General features: G+C 34.8%; 26 protein-coding genes. 9 read left to right on the top strand and 17 right to left on the bottom strand.

What is annotated here, in order from left to right; translation table 11 throughout:
- Positions 1-62 precede the first annotated feature (62 nt).
- The 11 genes from WFH39_RS03695 to atpB all read right to left on the bottom strand — a co-directional run bounded on the left by WFH39_RS03695 (position 63) and on the right by atpB (position 8655).
- Positions 63-416 carry an FtsB family cell division protein gene (locus WFH39_RS03695; RefSeq protein WP_235130648.1) on the bottom strand — a complete coding sequence of 118 codons (354 nt, stop codon included), beginning with the start codon at positions 414-416 and terminating at the stop codon, positions 63-65.
- 1 nt (position 417) lies between these two features.
- Positions 418-1032 (bottom strand): uridine kinase, encoded by a 615-nt coding sequence (gene udk, locus WFH39_RS03690; protein ID WP_235130646.1) that lies wholly within the window; start codon positions 1030-1032, stop codon positions 418-420.
- 200 nt (positions 1033-1232) lie between these two features.
- Positions 1233-1538: an ATP-dependent Clp protease adaptor ClpS gene (locus WFH39_RS03685; RefSeq protein WP_214589881.1), complete on the bottom strand. Its 306-nt coding sequence runs from the start codon at positions 1536-1538 to the stop codon at positions 1233-1235.
- 11 nt (positions 1539-1549) lie between these two features.
- The gene (locus WFH39_RS03680; RefSeq protein ID WP_235130645.1) at positions 1550-2908 is read right to left on the bottom strand and encodes a hemolysin family protein; all 1359 of its coding nucleotides are present in this window, start codon (positions 2906-2908) and stop codon (positions 1550-1552) included.
- A 102-nt stretch (positions 2909-3010) separates the two neighbouring features.
- Entirely contained in the window at positions 3011-3874 is an 864-nt protein-coding gene (gene atpG / locus WFH39_RS03675) for an ATP synthase F1 subunit gamma (protein WP_214589883.1), read from the bottom strand.
- A gap of 85 nt (positions 3875-3959) precedes the next feature.
- On the bottom strand, positions 3960-5537 hold the full coding sequence (gene atpA / locus WFH39_RS03670) for a F0F1 ATP synthase subunit alpha (protein WP_214589884.1): 1578 nt from the start codon (positions 5535-5537) through the stop codon (positions 3960-3962).
- 34 nt (positions 5538-5571) lie between these two features.
- Positions 5572-6114: a hypothetical protein gene (locus tag WFH39_RS03665; protein ID WP_336688855.1), complete on the bottom strand. Its 543-nt coding sequence runs from the start codon at positions 6112-6114 to the stop codon at positions 5572-5574.
- Between the two features lie 13 nt (positions 6115-6127).
- Positions 6128-6667, bottom strand: a complete 540-nt coding sequence (gene atpH / locus WFH39_RS03660) for an ATP synthase F1 subunit delta (protein ID WP_336688854.1) — start codon at positions 6665-6667, stop codon at positions 6128-6130.
- Between the two features lie 2 nt (positions 6668-6669).
- Positions 6670-7164, bottom strand: a complete 495-nt coding sequence (locus WFH39_RS03655) for a F0F1 ATP synthase subunit B (protein ID WP_336688853.1) — start codon at positions 7162-7164, stop codon at positions 6670-6672.
- 101 nt (positions 7165-7265) lie between these two features.
- Complete coding sequence (locus WFH39_RS03650; RefSeq protein ID WP_007844726.1) at positions 7266-7484, bottom strand: ATP synthase F0 subunit C; 219 nt, start codon at positions 7482-7484, stop codon at positions 7266-7268.
- 43 nt (positions 7485-7527) lie between these two features.
- Positions 7528-8655 carry a F0F1 ATP synthase subunit A gene (gene atpB, locus WFH39_RS03645; RefSeq protein WP_336688852.1) on the bottom strand — a complete coding sequence of 376 codons (1128 nt, stop codon included), beginning with the start codon at positions 8653-8655 and terminating at the stop codon, positions 7528-7530.
- A 1179-nt stretch (positions 8656-9834) separates the two neighbouring features.
- Here atpB and WFH39_RS03640 point away from each other — a divergent pair.
- From WFH39_RS03640 to WFH39_RS03620, 5 genes are all read left to right on the top strand, one after another.
- Positions 9835-10578 (top strand): helix-turn-helix transcriptional regulator, encoded by a 744-nt coding sequence (locus WFH39_RS03640; protein ID WP_336688851.1) that lies wholly within the window; start codon positions 9835-9837, stop codon positions 10576-10578.
- 152 nt (positions 10579-10730) lie between these two features.
- Positions 10731-12950: a hypothetical protein gene (locus WFH39_RS03635; RefSeq protein WP_336688850.1), complete on the top strand. Its 2220-nt coding sequence runs from the start codon at positions 10731-10733 to the stop codon at positions 12948-12950.
- Between the two features lie 53 nt (positions 12951-13003).
- A complete protein-coding gene (locus WFH39_RS03630; protein WP_336688849.1) occupies positions 13004-13582 on the top strand; it encodes a hypothetical protein in 579 nt (192 codons plus the stop codon).
- A gap of 229 nt (positions 13583-13811) precedes the next feature.
- On the top strand, positions 13812-15173 hold the full coding sequence (ffh, locus tag WFH39_RS03625; RefSeq protein WP_087710379.1) for a signal recognition particle protein: 1362 nt from the start codon (positions 13812-13814) through the stop codon (positions 15171-15173).
- A gap of 30 nt (positions 15174-15203) precedes the next feature.
- Entirely contained in the window at positions 15204-15464 is a 261-nt protein-coding gene (locus WFH39_RS03620) for a TM2 domain-containing protein (protein ID WP_214589891.1), read from the top strand.
- Positions 15465-15523: 59 nt separating this feature from the next.
- Here WFH39_RS03620 and WFH39_RS03615 read toward each other — a convergent pair whose 3' ends face one another.
- The 5 genes from WFH39_RS03615 to WFH39_RS03595 all read right to left on the bottom strand — a co-directional run bounded on the left by WFH39_RS03615 (position 15524) and on the right by WFH39_RS03595 (position 19520).
- On the bottom strand, positions 15524-16216 hold the full coding sequence (locus WFH39_RS03615; protein WP_336688848.1) for a hypothetical protein: 693 nt from the start codon (positions 16214-16216) through the stop codon (positions 15524-15526).
- Positions 16217-16303: 87 nt separating this feature from the next.
- On the bottom strand, positions 16304-16912 hold the full coding sequence (locus tag WFH39_RS03610) for an outer membrane protein (protein ID WP_336688847.1): 609 nt from the start codon (positions 16910-16912) through the stop codon (positions 16304-16306).
- A 211-nt stretch (positions 16913-17123) separates the two neighbouring features.
- Positions 17124-17633 carry a hypothetical protein gene (locus WFH39_RS03605; RefSeq protein ID WP_214589894.1) on the bottom strand — a complete coding sequence of 170 codons (510 nt, stop codon included), beginning with the start codon at positions 17631-17633 and terminating at the stop codon, positions 17124-17126.
- A gap of 115 nt (positions 17634-17748) precedes the next feature.
- Positions 17749-18420: a porin family protein gene (locus WFH39_RS03600; protein ID WP_336688846.1), complete on the bottom strand. Its 672-nt coding sequence runs from the start codon at positions 18418-18420 to the stop codon at positions 17749-17751.
- A 140-nt stretch (positions 18421-18560) separates the two neighbouring features.
- Complete coding sequence (locus tag WFH39_RS03595) at positions 18561-19520, bottom strand: PhoH family protein (protein ID WP_087710390.1); 960 nt, start codon at positions 19518-19520, stop codon at positions 18561-18563.
- Positions 19521-19655: 135 nt separating this feature from the next.
- Here WFH39_RS03595 and WFH39_RS03590 point away from each other — a divergent pair, with 135 nt between their 5' ends.
- Together WFH39_RS03590 and WFH39_RS03585 are read left to right on the top strand one after the other, a co-directional pair.
- Entirely contained in the window at positions 19656-20483 is an 828-nt protein-coding gene (locus tag WFH39_RS03590; protein WP_336688845.1) for an SAM hydrolase/SAM-dependent halogenase family protein, read from the top strand.
- Between the two features lie 63 nt (positions 20484-20546).
- Entirely contained in the window at positions 20547-21857 is a 1311-nt protein-coding gene (locus WFH39_RS03585) for a dihydrolipoamide acetyltransferase family protein (RefSeq protein WP_336688844.1), read from the top strand.
- A 121-nt stretch (positions 21858-21978) separates the two neighbouring features.
- Here the strand turns inward: WFH39_RS03585 and WFH39_RS03580 are convergent, their stop codons facing one another.
- A complete protein-coding gene (locus tag WFH39_RS03580; RefSeq protein WP_336688843.1) occupies positions 21979-22899 on the bottom strand; it encodes a hypothetical protein in 921 nt (306 codons plus the stop codon).
- Between the two features lie 395 nt (positions 22900-23294).
- On the opposite strand from WFH39_RS03580, the gene WFH39_RS03575 reads away from it, so the two are divergent.
- Both WFH39_RS03575 and WFH39_RS03570 read left to right on the top strand, forming a co-directional pair.
- Entirely contained in the window at positions 23295-23918 is a 624-nt protein-coding gene (locus tag WFH39_RS03575; protein ID WP_336688842.1) for a hypothetical protein, read from the top strand.
- A gap of 40 nt (positions 23919-23958) precedes the next feature.
- A complete protein-coding gene (locus WFH39_RS03570) occupies positions 23959-25317 on the top strand; it encodes a chloride channel protein (RefSeq protein WP_336688841.1) in 1359 nt (452 codons plus the stop codon).
- Positions 25318-25462: the final 145 nt, after the last annotated feature.

Genomic DNA, 25462 nt, shown 5'->3' with positions numbered 1-25462 from the left:
AAAAATCTTTTTTTTAAATTCATTTGCGAAGCAAAATTCACTATTGAGAATTCATTAAAGAATTATTTCTTCGTGTTTGCGCTGTCCACGACCAAGATGAAAATTTCTTCATTTGGTTTTTTCATGAAGTAGTTTTCTCTTGCGTATTTTTCTTTTTCAGACTTATTGTTCATCAGCTTTTTATAAAACGCATCGTTCTTTTCGTATTCGGTTTTATAATATTGAAGCTGTTCTTCATATTTGCTGATTTCGCCGTTCAGTTCATTAATTACCAGAAAAGAAGTTTTATCAAAGAAAATCATCCAGACCAGAAACAGACAGATTGTAATGGTATATTTATTCAAAAAATATTTCTGGATAAGTTTGAATGTTTCAGACTTGGGCTGAATGTCTTTAATAAGCTTGTTTTCTTTCATTTTAATGTTTTCTCAACGAGTTCTTAATAACGGTGGTTAAAAAATCAATCGCAACGGAATTCTGTCTCATATTCGGGATGATCAGATCTGCTTCATTTTTGGAAGGTTCAATAAATTCCTGATGCATCGGTTTCAAAGTTGTCTGATAACGGTGCAGAACTTCATTAAGATCTCTTCCTCTTTCCTGTGTATCTCTCCTGATCCTCCTTATCAGCCTTTCGTCCGAATCTGCATGCACAAAAACTTTAAGATCGAATTCCTTTAGTAATTCCTTGTTGGTAAGAACCAGAATTCCTTCTACTACCAATACGTTTTTAGGTTCTACGGTAACGTGATCTCCTGTTCTTCCATGCGTTACAAAGCTGTAAACCGGCTGCTCTATTGATTCGTTATTTTTTAAAGCTTTTACATGTTGTATCAGAAGGTCAAAATCGATGGATTTGGGATGATCATAATTCAAGGCTTCTCTTTCCGCCAATGTAAGATTATGATTATCATGATAATAGTTATCCTGAGAAAGGATGTTCATTCCTTCGATGTCAAGCTGCTGAATGATCTTATCAACAACCGTAGTTTTGCCGGAGCCTGTACCTCCTGCAATTCCTATTACAAGCATTGTTTTTGTTTCTTTATAGTTTTTACAAATATACTATTTTACTTGAATGCAAATAAATATTAAAAGCTGAAATTGTTCAGAAAAAATACTGTACAAAAACACATGATCATAAATTCCACTTTTAGCTTACGGCTTCTAATGAATTGATAATTGATTGCTCTCATAAAAAAAGCTCCGACCATCGTCGGAGCTGATCAATTTTATACGATTTCGCTGGTTAATTCTCTTGAAAGCAGTTTTTCGTGCATTGGTTTCAAAATATCCAGTGAACCTGTTTTTACGGTACATTTACCCTTAAAATGAACAAGAATTGTACATTGTTCTGCCTGTTCTAAGGTATGTTTGCAGATCTCTATCAAGCAGTCAATTACATAATCAAATGTATGGACATCATCATTATGCAGGACTAACTTGTATACTTCATCCGTTTCGTCCAGAACAAGAACATCTTCTTCATACTGACGTTTCGGATTTTCGTAATCTTTTATATGGTTATAAAAAATCATTTTTTTATTGTTTAAACTTCTCCTATTTTTTCTGCAAGATCACTGATGCTGTTCGGTTCTTCATAGACCAGTTCTACCAGTTCAACGCTCTTATTATTCATCTTAAGAATTTTAAAATGATAATCTTCCAGATCAAATTCCTGATTTTCTTCCGGAATATCGGCTAAAGCATGAAGAATAAAACCGGCTAATGTATTGTACTCGCTTTCTTCGGAAAGCGGCAATTTTTTAGGGATAAATTCATTAATTTCGTCCAATGGCTGTGTTGCCTGAACCCAGTATGTATTTTCTCCGATCTTGTCTACAATTTTTTCTTCATCGTCTTCTTCATCCTGAATTTCTCCTACAAGCTCCTCCAAAATATCTTCGAGAGTAATGATTCCTTCAGTTCCTCCGAATTCATCAATAACGATTGCCAAATGCTGCTTTTTCTGTTGGAAAATTTTCAGTAAGTCTGAAATCTTTTTACTTCCTACCACAAAAAATGCGTCACGCATCAGTTCTTTAAGATCTTCATGATTCAGTTCACCTTTTCTTTTTACAAATTCTCTGATGATTTCTTTAGTATACAAAACACCGATCACATTATCAATAGAATTTTCGTAGACCGGAATACGGGAATATCCGCTTTCCATGATTTTATTGATGATTTCATTGATATCTTCTTCAAAATCTATGGAAGTAATGTTCTGACGGGGAACCATAATCTGTTTTGCCGAATGATCTGTAAAATCAAATGCATTTTTAATGATCTCATAATTTTCCTCTTCAATTTCTCCGCTGTCAGCAGATTGTTTTACCAAAAGCTGAAGTTCTTCTGTAGAGTGAATTTCATGTTCTGAAGCCGGATGAATCTTTACCAGTCTCAAAAAGGTATTCGACATCAGGTTCATTAACCAAATAAAAGGCTTGAAAACCGTATAAAAAACTCTTAACGGAATTGCAGTTGCCATTGTAGTAGATTCCGATTTTCTGATGGCTATTGACTTCGGAATAAGCTCACCGAAAACAATGTGCATAATCGTAATCAGTACAAAACTTGTGATCACCGAAATGGAAGTGATGGTTGCCTGACTAAGATCAATACTAAGCGAATGGAAAATATTTTCTACAATATGGTGTAACGCGCTTTCTCCAACCCAACCTAAAGCCAGGGAAGCCAGCGTGATGCCGAGCTGTGTAGCAGAAAGATATTCATCAAGATGTTTGATGATATGCTCTGCCTGCTTTGCCATTGAGTTTCCTTCTGCGGCTTTTATCTGAATCTGTGAATAACGAACTTTAACAATTGAAAATTCTGCGGCTACGAAAAAGCCATTAAGTAAAACAAGTAATAAGGCCAGCAAAAGCCTGACTATGTCCGAATCCATTTAGAAATTATATAAATTTAGTACTACAAATATATACAAAATAAAAATAACAAAAAAAGCATCGTGATGTACGATGCTTTAATATTGTGTTAAAATAATTTTTTACGAATTTTTCAAAGCTTCTGCTCCGGAAACGATCTCTAAGATCTCGTTTGTAATAGCAGCCTGTCTTGCTTTGTTGTAGAAAATTACCAAATCGTTTTTCAGAGCCTGCGCGTTATCTGTCGCTTTATGCATCGCAGTCATTCTCGCTCCGTGTTCAGAAGCTACTGAATCAAGGATGGCTTTGAAAACCTGAGTTTTGATCGATTTAGGAATCAGATTATCTAATATTTCTGTTCTGTTTGGCTCAAAAATATAATCTGTTTCTACCTGAGGTTCTGTATTCTCAGGCATTGAAATTGGAAGAAGCTGTTCTGTAGTTACTTCCTGAGTGGCAGCATTAACGAATTTATTATAAATTAAATATACTTCATCAAATTTACCTTCTGTAAAGTTTTTCATTACAGCTTCAGTAACATGAGCTACCGTATCGAAGTTCAGATTATCGTAAACAGCACTTTCGTTTGCGTATACCTTACGGGTTCTTCTTACAGCATCAAAAGCTTTCTTACCGATAGACAAAACTTCCACCTCATATTGAGATTTGTTCTGAAACTGTGCATTAAGCTCCTTAACAATAGATGAGTTAAAAGCTCCGGCAAGACCTCTGTTTGAAGTAATTGCAATAAAAAGCACTCTTTTTACTTCTCTCTTCTGAGCATAAACAGAAATCTGATCAGGATCTGAACTGGAATTTACATTCTGGATAAGTTCCTGTAATTTCTCAGAATAAGGTCTTAACATTACGATTGCATCCTGTGCTTTCTTCAGTTTCGCAGCGGAAACCATTTTCATAGCACGGGTAATCTGCATCGTGGATGAGATAGACGTAATTCTGCCTCGTATTTCTTTTAAGTTTGCCATATTGGGTTAGTTGTTGGTTGTCGGTTGTTGGTTGCTAGTTTTAGAAAATTCTGTCAACTATCAGCCAACAACCATCAACTAATTTTTAGTTATATTTAGAAGCTAAGTCATTTGCAGCCTGCTTAAGAACGCTGGTAATTGAATCATCAATTTTTCCTGCTTTAATGGCAGCCATTGTATCAGGATGCTTAGATCTTAAGAACTCGATGTATTCTATCTGGAATTCTTTTACTTTTCTGATAGGAACGTTTCTCAATAAGTTCTCTGTTCCTGCATAGATCATTGCAACCTGGCTGTCTACCGGAAGTGGAGAGTTTACCGGCTGCTTAAGGATTTCTACGTTTCTTTCCCCTTTAGAGATTACTGCTAATGTAGCAGCATCAAGGTCTGAACCGAACTTAGCAAACGCCTCTAACTCTTTATACTGAGCCTGGTCTAATTTAAGTGTACCAGAAACTTTTTTCATTGACTTGATCTGAGCATTACCTCCTACTCTGGATACAGAAATACCTACGTTGATCGCAGGACGAACCCCCGAGTTAAATAAATCAGACTCTAAGAAGATCTGTCCGTCTGTAATAGAGATTACGTTGGTAGGAATATATGCAGAAACGTCACCCGCCTGAGTTTCAATAATTGGAAGTGCTGTTAATGAACCACCACCTTTTACGATTGGTCTTAAAGACTCAGGTAAATCGTTCATCTGTCTTGCGATATTATCATCAGCAATTACTTTCGCGGCTCTTTCCAATAATCTTGAGTGAAGGTAGAAAACGTCTCCAGGATATGCTTCACGACCCGGTGGTCTTCTTAAAAGTAGAGAAAGCTCACGGTAAGCAACCGCTTGTTTAGATAAATCATCATAAACGATCAAAGCTGGTCTTCCGGTGTCTCTGAAGAACTCACCGATTGCAGCTCCTGCCATTGCAGAATATACCTGCATAGGAACCGGATCTGATGCGTTAGCCGCAACGATTACTGTGTATGCTAAAGCTCCTTTATCCGAAAGTGTTTTAACAATTTGTGCTACAGTAGATGCTTTCTGTCCGATAGCAACATATATACAATATACAGGGTTACCTGCATCAAAGAATTCTTTTTGGTTGATGATCGTATCGATCGCAACAGTAGTTTTACCTGTCTGTCTGTCACCAATGATAAGCTCTCTCTGTCCTCTTCCTACAGGGATCATAGAGTCAATCGCAACGATACCCGACTGTAAAGGTTCAGTTACCGGCTGTCTGTAAATAACTCCGGGAGCTTTTCTTTCCAATGGCATTTCGTATAAATCCCCAGTAATAGGACCTTTACCATCGATAGGGTTACCAAGAGTATCTACTACTCTTCCTAACATCCCTTCTCCTACTTTAATAGAAGAGATTCTGTTTGTTCTTCTTACTGTATCTCCTTCTTTTACTAATTTACTTTCACCAAGTAGCGCAACACCTACGTTGTCCTCTTCAAGGTTTAGTACAATACCTTCTACATCACTAGAAAATTTCACCAACTCTCCGTATTGTACGTTTTCTAACCCGTATACACGAGCAATACCATCACCGATGGTTAAAACTGTACCTACTTCCTCAACATTTGATTGAGTATCGAAGTTGGCCAATTGCTGTTTTAAGATCGCAGATACTTCTGCCGGATTTATTTCTGCCATTGTATGGTTGTTTTTTCTTTTTTTAAAATAATTTTTATCTTCCTACACTGATATTAAAACCGTTTCTTGGTCTTGAATCCTGAATGATAACTGTATTTGCTCCATTTTGAACATTTCCCATCTCATCTCTTTTTTTAGTATACTCAAATCCTACTTTTTTAGAAAGAATTTCTAATCTGTTAAGATCCAAAGTACCGTCGTCTTTTACAACTTTGCCTCCATAAATCATTTTGACAAAGTTGTCTGTAATATTACAGCCCATCAAACATCCTGTAAGGTGAGTTTCAAAATATACAGTGTTTAAATCTGCTGACATCACTTCAAAGTACCCCACAGAACCATCACGATTATACTTGTAATCTACTTCTTTAGGATCTTTATAATTATTATATTTTAAGTAAAATATATCATTTCCATTTAAAGAAGATACATTGTATGAGTAACGAGAAACAGGATCTTCAGTAACCTTTACGTACTCTTTTCCATCGACTGATGCAATATCTTTTTTAAGCTTAACCTTTTGTCCAAAAGTTAGAGATGCAATTATCAATGCTAAACCAAATAAAACTTTTTTCATCTGTGCTGTTATATTAATTTAAGCTAAAATCTTTTTTAACCTGATTAAGTTTAGACTTCACAGAAGCATCGATCTGCTGATCTCCAACTCTTAAAATATAACCTCCTAAAATTTCAGGCTTTATATTCAGCTGCAAATCAAAATTTGAATTGGTATTAACAAGGTTGGAATTTCTTAAAATCTCATCAAGGTTTTCTTTAGAAAGCTGAGTTGCCGTTGTTACCGTTACTCTCTGCACTCCACTGATATCCTCAACTTTGTTGATAAATTCCTGAGCGATATTCTTTAATTGGCTTTCACGACCGTGCTTAATCACCAATGTAATCAAATTTTTGGAAGAAACCGATAAACCTTTGAAAATTTCGTTTGCTACTTCTACTTTCTTTTTAGAATCGATGTAAGGCGTCATGAAGAATTTGTTTAAGTCTGCAGACTCTTTCATGATCTTTACTACATCTTTCATTTCAGAAAATACAGTAGCCGTTTGACCTGATTCGTTGGTGAAGTCAAGTAAACCTTGTGCGTATCTTTTAGCTACTTTAGATGTAAGCATTCTTAGTTAAGGTTTGATTTGTTTAAATAATTTTGAACTAATTCGTTTTGAGCTTCGTTGTTGTCTAACTTCTGCTTCAAAATAGACTCTGCGATGTTTACTGATAAAGTACCGATCTGAGTTTTGATATCTGCCATTGCAGCATTTTTCTCAGCATTGATGGTTTGTTTAGCAGCTTCAATCATTTTATCTCCTTCTACTTTAGCAACATCTTTAGCTTCACCTACGATTTTATCTCTGATTTCTCTTGCTTCTTTAAGGATAGCATCTCTTTCGATTTTAGCCTCACGAATAATTCTTTCGTTATCAGCTTTTAATACTTCCATTTCCTTTTTAGCTAAAACAGCTTGATTTAAGGCATCCTGAATAGAAGTCTCTCTATCATTTACTGCATTTACAATTGGCTTCCAAGCGAATTTTGCAAGAAGAAATAATAGGATAACAAAAGTAAGCGTCATCCAAAACAAAAGTCCAATTCCAGGTTCTATAATTCCCATATCTGTAGATTCTTTTTTAAGTGTTATTTATGGATTGTTTTTTAAAATTCTTAGCAGCAGCCAACCGCTTCACTGCTAAGAATATTTTTTTTTGCGGATAATTACTTGATGAAAGCACCAAAGATAATCGCGATAAGACCAGCACCTTCAATAAGACCAGCAGCAATAAGCATTGCTCCTTGAATCTTACCAGCTTGCTCAGGTTGTCTAGCGATAGCGTCCATTGCATGACCTCCGATTTTTCCGATACCAAGACCTACTCCTAGTACTGCTAAACCGATACCTACGTAAATTAATCCTGCTCCAGTTGATAAATCCATAATAAATAAATTATATTAGTTAAAAATTATTTTTCTTTTTTAATTAGTGAGCGTGCTCCTCGTGACCGTGATCATGCTCGTGTTCCGCAACTGCAATACCGATAAACAATGCTGATAATACAGTAAAGATATAAGCTTGTAATGCAGCAACTAATAATTCTAATACGGAAACAAATAATGCTAATGGTACAGACGCAAATCCTAAGAACGGCGATTTGAAAATGAAGATTAGTGAAATAATCGCCAAGATCATAATGTGTCCCGCTGTAACGTTAGCGAAAAGTCGCATCATTAAAGCGAAAGGCTTTGTAAAGATCCCGATAATCTCAATTGGAACCATGATTGGGTACAACAAGATTGGAACTGGCGGCATAAAGATATGTTTCCAATAATCTTTATTAGCACTGAATAATGTAATTAATAATGTAATGATTGCCAAAACCGCAGTGATTGCGATATTACCTGTAAGGTTTGCACCAAATGGAAAGAAAGGAATCAATCCAAATAAGTTATTAAACCAAATAAAGAAGAATGCTGTTAACAAATAAGGCATATATCTTTTATACTTTACAGATCCAATATTTGGAATCGCCACTTCATCTCTTAAGAAAACAATTACCGGCTCTAATAATTTACCTGCACCTTTAGGTAATTGAGATTTCTTATAATTTCTTGCCATTCCTATGAAAATAACTGCCATAAAAATAACTGACAAAAACATTGAAGCGGCATTTTTAGTAATTGAAAGATCAAAAAATACTTCGTTTGATTTTTGCTTTCCGCTAATGATCGAGAATAATGTTGCTTTTTGAACTCCTTTAGTAGAAACAACCTGACCTTCTTCTAAAGTATATCCGTCGTGTTCATGACCGTGAGCAATACTGCTTGAAAGAAAAGTATGCCAACCTTCTTTATCCTTAATAATTATAGGTAGAGGAACAGAAATATGATGCTCTTCGCCGTTATCATCTTTTGTAGTCCATAAATGCCATTCATTTGAATCACCAATGTGTTCCATGATCATTTTGGTCGCATTGAAGCTCTCTCCGGCTTCTTTGTTCTCTACTTTTTCAGCTGACTTTTCGCCTTCAGATTCATGTTGTGCACTAGCGAAACTACTAATGAATACAAATAAAAATGCGAAAAATAATGAAGAAATTTTTCTGTTCATATCTCTTTTTTAATCGTGTGCAAATATATCGATTTTATTAAACTTTACCAATATTAAAAATTGATTTTTATCATCAAAAATCAAGATTTGTTAATCAGCCTTATTACAGGTATATATATAAGAAGAGAAGCTGCAATAAAGCATATCACAATAAAGAGAAAATTTTCTTTTGTTTTGTCAACAATCATAAAAGAAATAATAAGCCAAATAATATCTTTGGGAATATTCATTACCAAAAATTTCATTCCTGCATTTACTTTACCACAGATATACCTTTTAAATAGATTATATGTGACAAGGTTCAATACTAAAATTAATAATATAATAATTAAGCTGCTTATAAAATTCATCACGCAAAAATAATGTAATTTAGGAACAAAATAAAATGTACTTTTGATTTGATAAAAACTAAGACCATCTAGAAAAATCATTAGACTGCCTATAAAAACGGTAAGCTATTTTGATACAATAACATATTTTAAATCAGTAAAAAAATATTTCTTTTACTTTTTCAAGTTCAAGTTTTTTATAAAAATCTTTTAATTTTCTTTTAAATTGGTTAATTAAATCCTATTTTTCTAATTTTCAACATTATAGATCCAAATAAAAATTTTCACTCAAATTCAAACAAGCTTTAGTCATTTCGGAATACTTTCAATTCAAGTAAAAATCCTATTTATAGAATAAAAAAATCATCCATATAATTTTAATATTAATTCATAAAAAGCAACTTATTTGTATATTTGCAATCAATTTTATAAAAACACTTTGCTTTAATCTCATTTGTAATAAAAACTTGTTTTTCAGGCATCAAATGAGTTTTACATATATATAATTTTTTAATACTATTTCAATTAAAGAAAATTATCTAATGTTTGGTATATTTTAGCAGAGTACTTTTTTACAACATAAATAAATTAAACACTTCTGATGATAAAAAAAACATTTAATCGATTGTATTATACTGTTTCGTATTGGAGAATTGATGATTCTCTAAATTCTGATAAGGACAAAGATTCTGCTATTCTTTTCAATATCTACATTTTTTTATTATTTATATTTTTCCTAATTCAGTCTGCCTTTAATATCTTTTTTATCGGGATTTATTCTAATGCCCTATTATTATTCTGTATATCCCTGTTTTACTGCTTCTGTTTTCTCTTCCTGAGAGATATTCTCATGAATAGATACTGTATAATTCTGTCTTTTATTGCCTTAACATTCCTGGTTACGTTTTATTCCTGTTATTACGGTATTAAAAGTGGTACATTTTTGTATTATTTTCCTCTATTGCTGGCAGTTTATTTATTTTTCTCTTCGGAAAATGATCGCTTATTAATTATTTTTCTCACTGCATTGATCTTATCAAATATTTATATTTCTGCATTTTCAGATTTTGAAATTTTTGATCATAATGAAAAGTATGAAAGCTTTGACAATTATCTGTTAATCGTAAACATCTCATCTGTACTTATCTTAATGTTTGTCAATTCGTATTACTTTATCCAGAAGCGGGAAAAATATTATATTACACTTTATCGAAATCTTTACAGAAAACAACAAATTGAAAACCTCAGCAACGAACTAAAACGGTTAAAAGATAATTTAAATAAAGAAGCATTTTCTGAGGAAACATTAAAAGAACTTATTGAATTCGTACAGTTAAGCGATATGATCTTTATCGAAAAATTCAATACAGCATTTCCTGATTTTTTTGAAAAACTAAATGCAATCAGTTCGAATTCTCTTAACATTTCAGATAAGAAAATGTGTGCAATGCTTAAGTTGGGATTTACAAGTAAGCAAATTGCCATCTATACAAATTCCTCTATAAAATCTGTGGAAGGCAAAATCTACAGATTAAGAAAGAAACTCAATTTATCATCAGATGTAGATTCCAGAGTCTGGTTTTCTGCCATATGATTAAAATTACAGCGTATTCTGAAACCTTACTTTGCCACACGAGGACTTCTGAGGTCTTGTTAATTAAATAGTTGCGATTATTTTTCATCTATTTGTATCGGTACACTTTAATCTAAAAAAACAGATAGAAGTATAACTTTAAATACATATAGATGAATATTAGATTTCTTTTTATTTTAACTTGCATTTGCAGTATATTCTGGAATGCAAAAGCTCAAAATTGCAACGCATTATATATAATAAATGCTCAGAACGGAAATGTCTATGATATTTCTTCATTGAATGGAAATTTGCCCGCCGCTACAACCAATATGTCTTCTTCGGCAAGAAGCAATTTGGCTATGGGACCCAATCCTGCCAATACATCACAAACGGTTTTTACCTCTTCTAATATATCTGCCAACTCTCCGGTGTATGTAAGCAATTCCTCTATAGGAACAAATTTACCGTTAGGCGTGGGAGGATTAACTGCAAATCCTATATCAGGTTCTTCTACAGCAGGATATGTTTATGGCATATCAGATAATAAAAGTCTTATTAAAGCAAGTCCTGCACCTGCAGCCAATCTCGGAACGATTACCGGCGACACCATCTGGTCTGGCGGTACTGTTGCAAGCGACTCTTTTTTCGATTCAAACGGAAGAATGTATACTGTAGTTACACAAGGTTCGGCAAGATATATTTACAGAATAGATTTGTCTACTTTACAGGCTGCACAGGTTGTTCAGTTGAGTGGTAATCTGCCGTCGACTTTTCAGGGATTGGCGTTTTATAACGGTAATATTTATGCTGTTGAAGGATTCTCCACAACAATACTATTGGTAAGTTCTTTTGGAGCAAGAATTTATGAAATAAATCCTAATACCGGTGTAAGCACAGTAAAAACATCATATACGCTAAATACTCTTTTAGGTCCTTTTTCCAATGCGGATGATTTAGATCTTGCTTCTTGTCAGTCATTTACGCCCTCTGCCGCTCCAACCTGTAATGAATTATTCGGTATCAATTCAAGTCAGGGAATAACTTATAAAATCAATTTTGATTCTGCCGGTAACATTACAGGAACAACATCGGTAGCAGACGGTACGCCAGCCACTCATGGTAATATGTCTTATGGTCCTATTGCCGGAAATTTATCTCAAAATCAATTTGTTTCCTCGCCTAATGGTTCCTTAGGAAGAATCTGGGTTGGAGTAGCGACATCAGCTAATACTACTTATCAACAACAAAGTACTTCAACAACCTGGGGTTCACCTTTAGGAATTGGTACCGATCCCTCTACAGGTTTAGTGTATGGAATTAACAACAAAGCTTTAACAAGATGGTCAGGAAGCGGAGCTGCCACAACATTAGGAAATGTAACAGGTGATGCCAATTGGACAAACGGAAGATCCCTGAATGATATTGCCGTAGATAACGGAGGAAACCTGTATTTAATTATTAGCGTAGCCGACACTAATAACTGGCTGTACAGAATAAATCCTTCAACGCTTACAGCAACTCCGGTAACGCAGATGAGCGGAACTGTACCGGATCTCACCACTTCTAACGGTAATGGTTTAGCGTACCTTGGAAATTATTTTTACTACAGCAGAATAAACGGAAACGGAACCGATCTTTGGAAATTGGACGCAATGACAGGTGTTTCTTCTTTTGTGGGAAATATTGCAGGTACCAGTACAAACCGAAGAGATTTTGGCGATTTAGGATCCTGTGCCACAGTTACGAACGTACCCGGAAACTTTACATTTGACTGCAGTGCTCCCGGCGGAGGTATAGTAGGAGCACAACTGTTTGCAAACGGAAATATTCAAAATTCTGTATTACGAATTCCTATTTCAGGAGCAGTAAACGGATTGGCAGAATTTACTTTAAGCGGTAACGGAATTACAACATCCCCTTCTCCGTATGTAGCATTCATTTCACAGGGAGCCAGCTATGTTGATATTCCTTTCACCTATGATGGAAGCAGCAGCGCGGGAAATCTTACAATTTCAATAACATCTCCGCGCGCTACAGGATCATGCTCTATAACTGTTGTAATAAAAGATTCTGTTTGCTATGAAGACCCCGCTTTAGTAGCCAACCAGACTTATCCGGTAAAACATGGAATAACTTCGCTTGGAAGAGCGGGTGCTAATAACGGAAACTGGCCTATGCTTAGAAATTCTGCTTATACTGTACTGGAAAGTAAAACAAAAGGTTTTGTGATTACCCGAAACAGCAATCCGGAAGGAACAATTGCAATTCCCGTAGTAGGAATGATGGTCTTTGATACAGACGAAAACGCAGGAAAAGGCTGTCTTAAAATCTATACAGGATCTGCTACAGGAGAAGGCTGGAAGTGCTTCACCACACAAACCTGTCCATAAAATATCATCATTGAAATATGTAAAAAAATTTTAACGATTAATTAAAACATAAAATGAAAATAATTATATTGGTAACTCTTACCTCAGTTTTGAATATAATGAATGCTCAGGTAAGAATCGGAGAAAAATCCATAACAGCTAATCCGGATATTACAAATACATCCGTATTATTGGAATTCGGAGATACTTATGATAAAGGCATCATACTCCCCTATGTAGAAACTGTACCCACAGGAACAAATAATTCGAAAGGCGGAACATTTATTTTTGACGCATCCTCCAATACAGAATATAAAGTAAAGGTAAAAAATGAAAATACCGGATGGACCGATTTAAGTGTACAATCCGGTTACAACACCACAGTTGAAGCCACTGTAAAAGTACCACAAGCTTCACCTTTAACGGATCATCCGAATGCAAAAACTGTTATTGGTAATTCCGCTACGACAACTGATGGTATTTTAGTTTTAGATTCCAATGACAAAGCAATGGTATTGCCAATCGTTACAGACTTTACGGCGATCAAGAATCCATCTCCTGGAATGCTGGCTTTTATAAAACATCCCACTGATTCTTCTAAACACAGGCTTATTCTATTTAATGGTCAGAAATGGACATTTTGGAAACCTTAGAGTAATTGTCATTCTAATTCTAAACCCCAACAGGCTTCCAAAAGAAGTCTGTTTTTCTGTATAAAGATCAATATCCGATTAATATATGAAGATGATCTTTAAATTGAATAAATATAATTCTCTGTCTGGTTTTTTATCTTTATTGAATGTTTACAATCTTATCACCATGAGAATTCTCATTTTACTAAAAAATTTCCTTATTTTTGCAAACCTATAATTTACAATACATATGTTTAATAGTTTACAGGATAAATTAGACAAAGCGCTTCATAATATTTCAGGACGTGGAAAAATCACGGAAATCAACGTTGCGGAAACCGTAAAAGAAATTCGTAGAGCATTGGTGGATGCCGATGTTAATTATAAAGTTGCAAAAGATCTTACAAAAAGAGTTCAGGATAAAGCTTTAGGACAGGACGTTCTTACTTCGCTTACTCCGGGACAGCTGATGACGAAAATCGTTCACGATGAGTTAGTAGATCTGATGGGAGGTTCTCAGGAAGGAATCAACCTTTCCGGAAAACCGTCTGTAATTCTTATCGCAGGACTTCAGGGGTCTGGTAAGACTACTTTCTCCGGAAAACTGGCGAATTATTTAAAAACAAAAAGAAATAAAAAACCTCTTTTGGTTGCGTGTGACGTATATCGTCCTGCTGCGATTGATCAGCTTAAAGTTTTAGGCGGACAAATCGGGGTTCCGGTTTTCACGGAAGAAGGTTCTATGGATCCTTCAAGCATTTCTCAGAATGCGATTAATTTTGCAAAAGCTAACGGCCACGATGTAGTGATCGTGGATACAGCGGGTCGTTTAGCAATCGATGAGCAGATGATGAAGGAAATTAAAACCGTTCATTCTGTTATTACGCCAAACGAAACGCTTTTCGTTGTTGATTCTATGACGGGACAGGATGCAGTGAATACAGCTAAAGCATTCAACGATACTTTGAATTTTGACGGGGTTGTTTTAACGAAATTAGACGGTGATACCCGTGGTGGAGCCGCTCTAACGATCCGTTCTGTTGTTGAAAAGCCAATTAAATTCATTTCTACAGGTGAGAAAATGGAGGCTTTGGATCTTTTCTACCCGGAAAGAATGGCAGACAGAATTCTTGGGATGGGAGACGTTGTTTCCTTAGTAGAAAGAGCTCAGGAACAATTTGATGAAGAGGAAGCGAAAAAACTTCACAAGAAAATCGCTAAAAACGAATTTGGTTTTGATGACTTTTTAAAGCAGATTAACCAAATCAAAAAGATGGGTAATATGAAGGATTTGATGGGGATGATTCCGGGCGTAGGAAAAGCGATTAAAGATGTTGAGATCAGCGACGACGCATTCAAGCATATCGAAGCAATCATCTACTCTATGACTCCTGAAGAAAGAAGAAAACCTTCCATCATCAATACCCAGAGAAAAAACAGAATTGCAAAAGGTGCAGGAAGAAAAATTGAAGATGTAAATCAGTTAATGAAGCAGTTCGACCAAATGGGCAAAATGATGAAAATGATGCAGGGTCCACAAGGAAAACAGATGATGCAGATGATGAGCAAAATGCCAAATATGCCTGGAATGGGCGGAATGTTCGGCAAATAAACACAAAAAAACGATTAAAAAATAATTATTATGGAAATCAATCAACAAGGGAACAACCAACCTTACAAATCAGAAAAAAAAGTAACTGCTGGAATTTTAGCACTCTTACTTGGTGCATTCGGAGTGCATAAATTTTATTTAGGCTATACAAAAGCAGGAATTATTCAGATCTTACTGAGTTTATTATGCCTTGGAGGTTTAATTGCTTTTATTGAAGGAATTATTTATCTTACAAAATCTGATGAAGAATTTGACAGAACGTATGTTCAGAACCAGAAAGAATGGTTTTAAAACTTTAGAATGTTACAAATACAAAATCCGACTCAAAAATGAGTCGGATTTTTTTGTTTTTATGCTTCAACATAACAAATATGTGTTGCTCTCAAGGATTTTGCCCTATCACTCCAATTCCCCGCAGGAAAAATAGTTGTATTAACTCTAACAAGTACTGTTTTAAGTAAAAGATTAGATTCCACTGTTGCGCCTGTTGCTCCTAATGAATATGTTGGTGTAGCATACGTAGGTAGCATAGTAAAATTAGACGACAAATAAAGCGTTACAACACTGTTATTAACTCTCATTGAAGAAATGTTATTTGCCAATCCCATAGAAGCTAAATCTGGAAAAGCGTAATCTGTATTTTGATTGGTTGAATTCTCATAAAGAAGACCCGTATAATCAGTATTATCATACAGTTTAAACCACCCATTACACACCTGATTAACTACTCCTTTTTGGTTGTTTTCATTTTTATTAGTAAATGCAATCATAGATTCATAATCGGGAGATAACAATCCAACATGGCTAGAATCTTCATAGAGATTAAAGTTTGGATACTTCTCTACAAAAGCTATAATTTTTTTGTACGATTCAGAATCTTTGTTGATCACATTATTATACTTATCGATTTCAATTTTTGCAGTAGTTCCATCCTGAAACCTATACTCTAATTTCTGAGTTTTTATTTCATTCTGAAATTCCTCATTGTTTTGTGTACAGCTTGCTAATGTAATGCAAGCTAATAATAATCTTAATTTTTTCATAATTAAATCACATTAATTTGATATATTTTATGGTTGTAAAAAAAGTCCTAATTTTTTTAGGACTTATAATTTTAGTTTTTAGATTTTCTATTTAGCGAAAACATACTTAACTCCGATTCCAACAGAAGCCAAATCAAGACCAAAATTGTAGCTATCTACACTTTTAGCATTCTTGTATTTGAAGTTGCTGTATCCGAATTCTCCGATTGTAGCCTCGATAGTCCAGTTTTTGTTTAAGAAATAATCTAAACCTGGCTTCACAGCAACACCGAAAGAATTGAATTTCTCTTCTGTAGTAGTTGTTGCGTTTGCAAAAGTAGTCTCACGCTTATCGTTTCCGAAAGCCATTGGTACTGAAAGCTGACCGAAGATGTAGAATTTCTCACCTAAAGTCCAGTATTTTCTTGCAAAAGGCTCTACTACAAATGCAGAAAGAGTGTTTTTAGTTGTAGTAACAGCACCTTCGTTTTTTGCTACGCTTGAAGCATAACCTACACCAACTCCAACTGCTACGTTTGTTCCAACGAAATGTCCGATTGTAGGAACTAATGTTAAATCACTAGTTTTGATATTTGTATTGTTATCTTCTCTAGCCGCAAAATTTAAAGTTCCTGATACATATGTAGTTCCTTTAGCGATTTGCGCATTAGATAAACCGAAAAGTGCAATAGCACCTGCTAATAATACCTTTTTCATTTTTTTAATAATTTTAATACTTTCTGACGGCAAATTTACAGTGACCGCTGTGAATATTAAAATTTGTTAATGTGATTAATATCATCGGAAATTTTTAGCAATTTCCAACAATAAATCTTATTAAATAAGGGCTTTTAGCGTTTTCACAAATTTTTGAATAAAAAAACTCCAATTTTGCAATCGGAGTTCATTATAGTTGATTTTAAAAAATTTACTTAAGGAAGAAATTTACCCCGAAATTCACCGCTCCGAAGTTAAATCTGTCGTCACCGTACCAATAAGGACCACGACCTTTGTATTTACTGCTTACACTCTGGAATCCTAAATACAGTTCTGTATTCTTCATCTGATACCCTACTCTCGGCGCAACATACAGTCCGCTGTTAATGTAGTTTCTCGTAGAAATTCCGGCACCAAGATCCAGTCCTACAAACAAAGGAATCTTATTAAATCTGTATTTTCCGGAAACTGCAACAGGTATAAATCCAAAATCGTCTACATTATCTTTTCCGAAAAAATGAGAATATCCTGTAGCAGCACCAATATCAAGACCTTTCGTGATATTCCACATATACGCTGCGTCTAATCCCAGAGTTACACTCGCTGCATCTGCCGCATCTCCAAGCGGTGCACCAACATGAGCTCCCAGTCTGAAACCTTCCTGAGCCTGCGTAAGACCTCCAAAAAACGCAAAAGCACTTAACAATAATAGTTTTTTCATTTTAATAATTTTAAATTTTGAATTGAGAATTTTCCGGTAATAAAAATGGGTACATTTATACAGAAAAAAAGCGGTACAAATTCTGTACCGCTTTAATTTTTTATGAGAATAATTCTTAGTTTCCTCCGAATTTAAATCCTACACCCACTTGTAAAAAGCTGTTAGTTAACTTTTCCCCGTTCGAAGTATCTTTTGCTAAATTAGATACTCCCATGTTGTATCTTGCATCAAAAAACAATCCGTTCTCCAACATATATTCAGCACCTAAGAAAGGAGCAATATTCAAAGTATTTAACTGATTTTTGATATCTACTTCATCGCTGCTGTTAATTTCGAATCCCGGAATAACTCCGCCTAATCCTAGATCTGCAGAATACTTTTGCTTAGCAGAAAGGATAACTCCAAAACTTGCACCTGCAGAAACCGAAAGACCTTCAGTAATGAAATATTTAGCAGAAACAGGAATCAATAAAGTATGGTAAGTCTGTTTTGCCTTAACATTAAAAAAGTTGGTAGGATTACTAGGGTCAACTTCTGCAATATTCAGTTTTCCTCCAAGTTGAGAATATAAAAGTTCCCCCTGTAAACCAAATCTATCGCTTACTTTATATTCGGCAATACCTCCAATGTAAAAAGTATGTAACGGATCTGATGTTTCAGAATCTGAGTTGTCTTTAAGCTTAAGAGTTGAATAAGAATATCCTGCTTTAGGTCCGAATCTGAATTCCTGAGCTTTTACGCTCAACCCCATAACAGCGACTGCTGTCAAAAGAAATAATTTCTTCATAGTTAATAGTTTTTTTATTAATCAGCCGCAAAAATAACACTTTTTTTCTAATATCAAAATTTTTGTTATTGATTGTTTAAAAATTAAAAAGCAGATCAACTTCTGTTCATCTGCTTTTCAATTATATTACGATAAATTGTTTAATCGTTTCGCTGTCTTTTTTCCTCATCATTGTAGGCAAGAATAATTTTTCTTACAACAGGATGTCTTACAACATCTTCTTCCGTTAGATGAACAAAACCGATTTCTTTTACATCCTTCAGAATTCTCATGGCTTCCTTTAATCCGGATTGCTGTTTCGGAGGTAAATCCACCTGACTCGGATCTCCGGTGATGATGAATTTAGCATTCATCCCCATTCTCGTTAAAAACATTTTCATTTGGGAATGGGTTGTATTTTGCGCTTCATCCAGAATTACAAAGGCATCATCCAGAGTTCTTCCTCTCATAAACGCTAACGGAGCCACTTCAATCACTTTCTTTTCAATAAAACCTTCCAGTTTTTCATGCGGAATCATATCACGCAATGCATCATACAAAGGCTGTAAGTATGGGTCCAGCTTTTCTTTAAGATCACCCGGTAAAAATCCTAAGCTCTCCCCTGCTTCAACGGCAGGTCTTGTTAAAACAATTCTTTTAACGGTTTTATCCCTCAAAGCTTTTGCCGCCAAAGCCACACTCGTATACGTCTTTCCCGTTCCGGCAGGTCCGATCGCAAAAACCATATCTTTTTTCTCAGTTTCCTTAACTAATTTTTTAAGGTTAGTGGTTTTCGCTTTGATGATTTTACCATTAACGCCTTTTACAATGATGTCCTGATCGAAAACAAGCTGTTTTTCGTTTTCATCCTTAATATTCAGAAGATTTTCAACATCTTTCAGGTCTATAGAATTATTTTTTGAAATAAAATTGACAATATCATCAAGCTTTTTCTTAAAAATATCCAAAGCTTCCTGATTGCCCATCGCAAAAATATAGTGATCTCTTCCGGTAATTTTAAGAGTGGGAAAAGTAGATTTTATAAGGTTGAAAAATTGGTTGTTTACTCCGTAGAAGATTTTCGCATCGATATCCTCAAGATCATATGTCAATTCAAACATGCAGTATTATTATTAATTTTAGATTTTAAATTTAAAGCTTTTTTTGAAATTTATATCAAATTCTTTTCCATAATTTTTCCGGCATTCCTTTTATTTTAGATAAATTTGCATTTCTATCATTCTATACAACCATCAATGTCAATTATAACCCTCACTTCAGATTTCGGAAATTTGGATTACAGAGTTGCCGCTGTAAAAGGGAGCATTCTTTCTCTGAATCAGAAGGTTAATATTGTTGATATTAGTCACGAAATACAGGCTTTTAACCTTATACAGACGTCTTACATCGTAAGAAATGCTTATAAACACTTTCCGAAAGGCACCATACATATTGTTTCCGTAGACAGTTTTCATAACAGAAACAGGAAAAATATTTTATATAAATCCGACGGTCATTACTTTTTGGCAGCGGATAACGGCGTTTTAAGTTTAATTTTTTTTGATATTAAACCTGAAGCTATTTACGAAATTACATTAAACAACCGTTTCGACGATATCGTTAATTTCACTTCCACAGATGTTTTTGTTCCTGCAGCCGTTCATCTGGCAAACGGAGGACTTCCCGAAGTAATCGGAAGAAAAATAGACTCTGCAAAACAGCTTCTGTTTCCGAAACCTGTTTATAATGAATCTGAAAAAATGATTATTGGAGAAGTTACCTACATTGATAATTTCGGAAATATAATCTCAAATATTAATAAAGATTTTTTTGAAACCATCGCAAAAGGATACGAAAGTTTCACGATAAAATTCAGAAACTTAGCACTTTCAAGAGTCTTTTCGAGTCATACGGAAGTGGTTTCGGACTGGGATCGGGAAACAGAATTTCACGGGCAGTCTGCTGCAATCTTCAATGACAGTCAGCTTTTGGAGCTTACCATCTACAAAGGAAGCCGAAAAAACGGGGCAAAATCCCTGTTTGGACTTAACGTGGGCGAAAATATTTACATTGAATTTTTCTAAAATTTAATATTTCATAAAAAAATCGATTTTTTTTATATATTTGTCAAAATCTAAAAATTAAAAATGGCAGAATACAAATTATTGCTTCCGTCCATGGGAGAAGGTGTTATGGAAGCGACAATTATCTCCTGGTTGTTCAACGAAGGTGATAGCGTAAAAGAGGATGATTCCGTAGTAGAAATTGCAACAGATAAAGTAGATTCAGACGTTCCGACACCCGTTTCGGGGAAAATCGTAAAGATTTTGAAACAGAAAGACGAAGTTGCAAAAGTAGGTGAAGCCATTGCTATTTTAGAAATTGAAGGAGAAGGCGGAAACACTGCTTCAGAAGAAGTAAAAACGGAAACTCCGACGGCGGCTCCGGACGCGGAAACCTTAAAAACCATTGAGGAACCTTTAAAAGTAGCTGCTTCAACAGAGTTTTCGGGAGATCTTTATCTTTCGCCACTTGTAAAATCTATTGCTCAGCAGGAAAATATTTCTGAAACTGAACTGAAAACCATCAAAGGAAGCGGTCTGGAAGGAAGAATTACCAAAGAAGATATTTTAGCATACGTTAAGAACAGAGGAAACCAGCCAGTTCAGCAGGCAGCTCCTGTACAAACTCCATCTGCTCCACAACCGGTTGCAACTTCGGCTCCGGCTGCTACGATTACGGCTGCTGCAGGTGATGAGATCATTCCAATGGACAGAATGAGAAAAATCATCGCTGAAAACATGGTAAAAGCGAAGCAGATTGCTCCACACGTAACTTCTTTCATCGAAACAGACGTTACCAACGTTGTAAAATGGAGAAATAAAAACAAATCTCTTTTTGAAAAACGTGAAGGTGAAAAACTGACGTTCATGCCGATTTTCGTGAAAGCAGTTGTGAAAGCGATTCAGGATTTCCCTATGATCAACGTATCAATAAGCGGAGAAAACATCATCAAAAAGAAAAACATCAACATCGGTATGGCAACAGCTTTACCGGATGGAAACCTTATTGTTCCTGTTATTAAAAATGCAGATCAGTTATCACTTTCAGGATTGGCAAAAGCGATCAACGATTTGGCGTACAGAGCAAGAAACAAAAAATTAAGACCTGAAGATACTCAGGGCGCGACATATACAATTTCTAACGTAGGAAGTTTTGGAAACTTAATGGGAACTCCGATTATTCCTCAGCCTCAGGTTGCAATCTTGGCAATCGGAGCTATCGTTAAAAAGCCTGCCGTTCTTGAAACGCCGGACGGAGATGTAATTGCAATCAGAAACCTAATGTTCATGTCTCACTCATATGACCACAGAGTTGTAGATGGTTCTCTAGGCGGAATGATGCTTAAACATGTTCATGATTACCTTGAAAACTGGGATCTGAATACAGAAATATAATTTATAAATGATGAATGATAAGTGATAAATGAGACAATTGTCATATTAAGCTTATCGAAACATCTTTACAATATAAAACCTTCGAATTTTTTTCGGAGGTTTTTTTGTTAGCAAATATTTCTTATTGATTAGATTCTAACTCGTATTTTATTTCAGTATCCAGCTTAAAATTTTCTTTTTTATTGGACAGATAAATACTTTTCAGACTGTCATTTTTATCAAGATCAATGTATAGATCAAATTGATCTGTAGATTTGTTCTTTAAAATTTCATAGAGCTGATCAGGATCTAAATCTATTTTCATTCTTAAAACAGGCGCAAAAAAAAATTCTTCCGATTTAGGTTTCATTCCGGCATTTTTAGTGACTTTAAGATCAATTTCATCAAAGGGACGTATTATAAGAGGTCGATTTTCATAGAAAAATGTTCTGTTTATAAGTGTATCTGCTGAATAAGATGAATTTGATAAATAATGATAAGTCACAGGACTAAACTCTATTCCTGAAAATTCGGAGCCACTTTTTATCGTAAGATATGGCGTAATTTTTATTTTATTCTGAGCAAAAAATACTGCGACATCTCTATTTACATCTTTATTAAACCAAGGCTTAAAAACTGCAGTTCCCCTAAGTTTTTGTGTTACTTTATAATTCGCTTTTACAGTAAACACTCCATGTTTTCCGAAGGTAAGCCCTAAATTTTCGCTATTTTCAATATTTTTTCTGATAAGGTCATCATCAATTTCTCCATTAAATTCATAAAATTTGTTGTCCTCAAAACAGAACCAAAGCAAATGAAGTTTTTTAGGCAGAAGTTTTTCATTTACCGATAAATGCTTTTCCCCATTGGGAATATTAATAGTATCATCTTTGTTTATGAACATATTTTCCAGAAGTACTGTATTTATATCCTCTTCGTTTTCAACATAAATATAATAATCTGATCTGTCAAATCTTTTGTAAGCAGTTTCATTCAAAAAAATCCCGATAATTAATCCTCCAATAAGAATTAATAAAATGATATTCCAAATTTTAATAGCCATTTATATGCGCTTTAGCCAATCCTGATAACAATACTAAAAACAAGCTGTAAATGATAAGAAAAATAAACATACAAATAAGAATTATAATGTACACCGTTCTGATTTCTTTACCTGTTGTTACTGCAGAACTTATAAGAATAATTAGCATATTAATGATTATCAGATAAATATAATTATTTAAAAATTCATTTGATAAAAAATCATAACGCTGTAAAAACAGAATATGCGAAAGGAGAAAAAACATAAAAACCAATATCACATTTGTAGAAGTTTTTTTCAGTAGCTGATCTCTATTTTTATAAATATTCATCACGTTTTTATAAACTTTTTCCCGTTTTTGTGTAAATCTACTCATTAATATTTAAATTTAAAACAATTTTAAAAACCTTCTCACCGTGGAACTGGATTTCAGAAAACTCAATGTTAAAAAACTTTTCGATTTTTCAAAAGAAGAGGAAAATCTGATTTTTGAGGTTTATGACAAACTTTTTGAAATTTACGATATTGCCGTTATTGAAATTAAAGACTCCCCTTTTCATGAATTTAACTCCGGTGAAGGAATACCGCTTTTTGCTCCCAAAATAGGCTATTTCATTACGGATAAAAACAAACAGAATTCTTTTTATCTCTTTATCGTCAGCAAAATAGTAACAACTGTAAAAGGAGCGTACACAATAACTTCATACGACAGTCTGCAAATCTGGGGAATGAAAAAATTAAGCAGTGATTTTGGGTTCATTTCAGTCAACAGAAAAAAATGGACAGATAAAATTGCAGGAATATTCAGCAGCTTTACTGTTAATTTCAAAGACCGTGATTTTAAAGATTTTTATGTTTTGGGAAGTGATACTTTAAAAACACAATCCTTTTTAAACTCAGAACGAAAAGAAATAATCAAAGCGTTTTCTGATGAAGATTTTAAGCTGGAAATTAAAAACGACTTATTAAGCTTCGCCTTGCCTAAAGAACTTTCTGTACAAAATGCTTTAATGGTGGCAAAATTTTTAGAAGAAATATAAATTCCTTATTTTTATCATCAATCTTGCTACCAACAATTAAATGCTGAAAATAATAGTCATCATCCGGAGATCTCTTAAAAAATCTTTCGATAACATCCGAAACGAACAACTGAAGTACAATCTGCTTCAGGCAATTCCATTCTGGATCGGTTCTGTGATTACGGGTTTTGTGGCGGTGATGTATGCAAAGATTTTTGCATGGGGCGAAAATCTCCTGCATTTTATTCTCGATTGGCATTCGTGGATGATCTTCATAATTGCTCCGATTGGTTTTGTTGTCTCGTGGTGGCTCGTAAAAGAATTTGCCCCGAATGCAAAAGGAAGCGGAATTCCGCAGGTGATGGCGGCTGTAGAACTCGCCAATCCCAAAGAACACAGAAAAATCAGAAGTTTGTTAAGCTTAAAAATTATTGTTTTCAAAATTCTTTCCTCTTTGGTTTTGGTTATTGGAGGCGGTGCAGTCGGTCGCGAAGGTCCCACAATTCAGATTGCGGGTTCCGTATTCAGAAAAATAAACGAATATCTTCCCGAATGGTGGCCGAAAATTTCAAAGAAAAATATGATCATGACGGGTGCGGCAGCGGGACTTGCAGCGGCTTTTAACACACCTTTAGGCGGAATTGTATTCGCCGTGGAAGAACTTTCCAAAACCCACATCAATTATTTTAAAACCGCTCTGTTTACCGCAGTTATCATTGCGGGTTTAACGGCTCAGACTTTGGCAGGTTCTTACCTTTATTTAGGATATCCGAAAACAAATGACGTTTCTTTAATGGTGATGTTTCCGATCATTTTGGTGGGTGGGATTGCCGGAATTTTAGCCAGTCAGCTCTCCGTAATCATGCTTAAAATGAATGACTGGAAAAAAAGAAAACTTAAAACAGACCGCGCCAACGTAGCTTTTTTAATTTTATGTGCTCTAATTATAGCTTCTATCGCTTTTTTTATCAACCGGGAAATATTGGGTTCCGGGAAAGAAATCATGGAGCGTGTTCTTTTTACCTCTCAAAAACATGAAGACTGGTACGTTCCTGTTTTAAGAATGTTGGGTCCTGCCCTTTCCTTTACTTCAGGCGGTGCCGGAGGAATTTTCGCCCCTGCTTTAACAGCCGGAGCAAGTATTGGTTCTGTAATTTCAGGATTTATTCATCTAAGTCCCAATGAGACAAACGTTGTTATTTTGGCAGGAATGGTCGCTTTTTTAACCGGAATTACCAGAGCTCCCTTTACATCGGCAATCATTGTTCTGGAAATGACTGACCGACATTCTCTGATATTTCATCTCATGTTAGCGGGAATGGTCTCTTCCATTGCCTCCATTTTGGTAAGCCGGCATTCTTTATATGATGTCATCAAAGTGAATTTTTTAACAGAGATCAGAAAAGACGATAGTATTTAGAGTTCAGGGTTTGAGGTTTAAAGTTCATTTATAAAAAACAACAATCAAAAATCATGAACTGATAACAATTCACCAACAACAATTTTTCAGAAACATTCGCTTTCGTATTGCATATTACAAATATATTGTCTACTTTTGCACCTCG

Origin of the sequence: Chryseobacterium sp. MMO-72, assembly GCF_037146035.1 — a bacterium.
In the GTDB taxonomy this organism is placed as follows: domain Bacteria; phylum Bacteroidota; class Bacteroidia; order Flavobacteriales; family Weeksellaceae; genus Chryseobacterium; species Chryseobacterium indicum.
Note: the sequence above shows the minus strand (reverse complement) of the source record. Positions and strands in the feature narration are given on the sequence as shown.

What these genes read in the sequence shown, in the direction of transcription:
- WFH39_RS03695 (WP_235130648.1), bottom strand. Translation starts at nt 416, where the DNA reads ATGAAAGAAAACAAGCTTATTAAAGACATTCAGCCCAAGTCTGAAACA.
- udk (WP_235130646.1), bottom strand. Translation starts at nt 1,032, where the DNA reads ATGCTTGTAATAGGAATTGCAGGAGGTACAGGCTCCGGCAAAACTACG.
- WFH39_RS03685 (WP_214589881.1), bottom strand. Translation starts at nt 1,538, where the DNA reads ATGATTTTTTATAACCATATAAAAGATTACGAAAATCCGAAACGTCAG.
- WFH39_RS03680 (WP_235130645.1), bottom strand. Translation starts at nt 2,908, where the DNA reads ATGGATTCGGACATAGTCAGGCTTTTGCTGGCCTTATTACTTGTTTTA.
- atpG (WP_214589883.1), bottom strand. Translation starts at nt 3,874, where the DNA reads ATGGCAAACTTAAAAGAAATACGAGGCAGAATTACGTCTATCTCATCC.
- atpA (WP_214589884.1), bottom strand. Translation starts at nt 5,537, where the DNA reads ATGGCAGAAATAAATCCGGCAGAAGTATCTGCGATCTTAAAACAGCAA.
- WFH39_RS03665 (WP_336688855.1), bottom strand. Translation starts at nt 6,114, where the DNA reads ATGAAAAAAGTTTTATTTGGTTTAGCATTGATAATTGCATCTCTAACT.
- atpH (WP_336688854.1), bottom strand. Translation starts at nt 6,667, where the DNA reads ATGCTTACATCTAAAGTAGCTAAAAGATACGCACAAGGTTTACTTGAC.
- WFH39_RS03655 (WP_336688853.1), bottom strand. Translation starts at nt 7,164, where the DNA reads ATGGGAATTATAGAACCTGGAATTGGACTTTTGTTTTGGATGACGCTT.
- WFH39_RS03650 (WP_007844726.1), bottom strand. Translation starts at nt 7,484, where the DNA reads ATGGATTTATCAACTGGAGCAGGATTAATTTACGTAGGTATCGGTTTA.
- atpB (WP_336688852.1), bottom strand. Translation starts at nt 8,655, where the DNA reads ATGAACAGAAAAATTTCTTCATTATTTTTCGCATTTTTATTTGTATTC.
- WFH39_RS03640 (WP_336688851.1), top strand. Translation starts at nt 9,835, where the DNA reads ATGAATAGATACTGTATAATTCTGTCTTTTATTGCCTTAACATTCCTG.
- WFH39_RS03635 (WP_336688850.1), top strand. Translation starts at nt 10,731, where the DNA reads ATGAATATTAGATTTCTTTTTATTTTAACTTGCATTTGCAGTATATTC.
- WFH39_RS03630 (WP_336688849.1), top strand. Translation starts at nt 13,004, where the DNA reads ATGAAAATAATTATATTGGTAACTCTTACCTCAGTTTTGAATATAATG.
- ffh (WP_087710379.1), top strand. Translation starts at nt 13,812, where the DNA reads ATGTTTAATAGTTTACAGGATAAATTAGACAAAGCGCTTCATAATATT.
- WFH39_RS03620 (WP_214589891.1), top strand. Translation starts at nt 15,204, where the DNA reads ATGGAAATCAATCAACAAGGGAACAACCAACCTTACAAATCAGAAAAA.
- WFH39_RS03615 (WP_336688848.1), bottom strand. Translation starts at nt 16,216, where the DNA reads ATGAAAAAATTAAGATTATTATTAGCTTGCATTACATTAGCAAGCTGT.
- WFH39_RS03610 (WP_336688847.1), bottom strand. Translation starts at nt 16,912, where the DNA reads ATGAAAAAGGTATTATTAGCAGGTGCTATTGCACTTTTCGGTTTATCT.
- WFH39_RS03605 (WP_214589894.1), bottom strand. Translation starts at nt 17,633, where the DNA reads ATGAAAAAACTATTATTGTTAAGTGCTTTTGCGTTTTTTGGAGGTCTT.
- WFH39_RS03600 (WP_336688846.1), bottom strand. Translation starts at nt 18,420, where the DNA reads ATGAAGAAATTATTTCTTTTGACAGCAGTCGCTGTTATGGGGTTGAGC.
- WFH39_RS03595 (WP_087710390.1), bottom strand. Translation starts at nt 19,520, where the DNA reads ATGTTTGAATTGACATATGATCTTGAGGATATCGATGCGAAAATCTTC.
- WFH39_RS03590 (WP_336688845.1), top strand. Translation starts at nt 19,656, where the DNA reads ATGTCAATTATAACCCTCACTTCAGATTTCGGAAATTTGGATTACAGA.
- WFH39_RS03585 (WP_336688844.1), top strand. Translation starts at nt 20,547, where the DNA reads ATGGCAGAATACAAATTATTGCTTCCGTCCATGGGAGAAGGTGTTATG.
- WFH39_RS03580 (WP_336688843.1), bottom strand. Translation starts at nt 22,899, where the DNA reads ATGGCTATTAAAATTTGGAATATCATTTTATTAATTCTTATTGGAGGA.
- WFH39_RS03570 (WP_336688841.1), top strand. Translation starts at nt 23,959, where the DNA reads ATGCTGAAAATAATAGTCATCATCCGGAGATCTCTTAAAAAATCTTTC.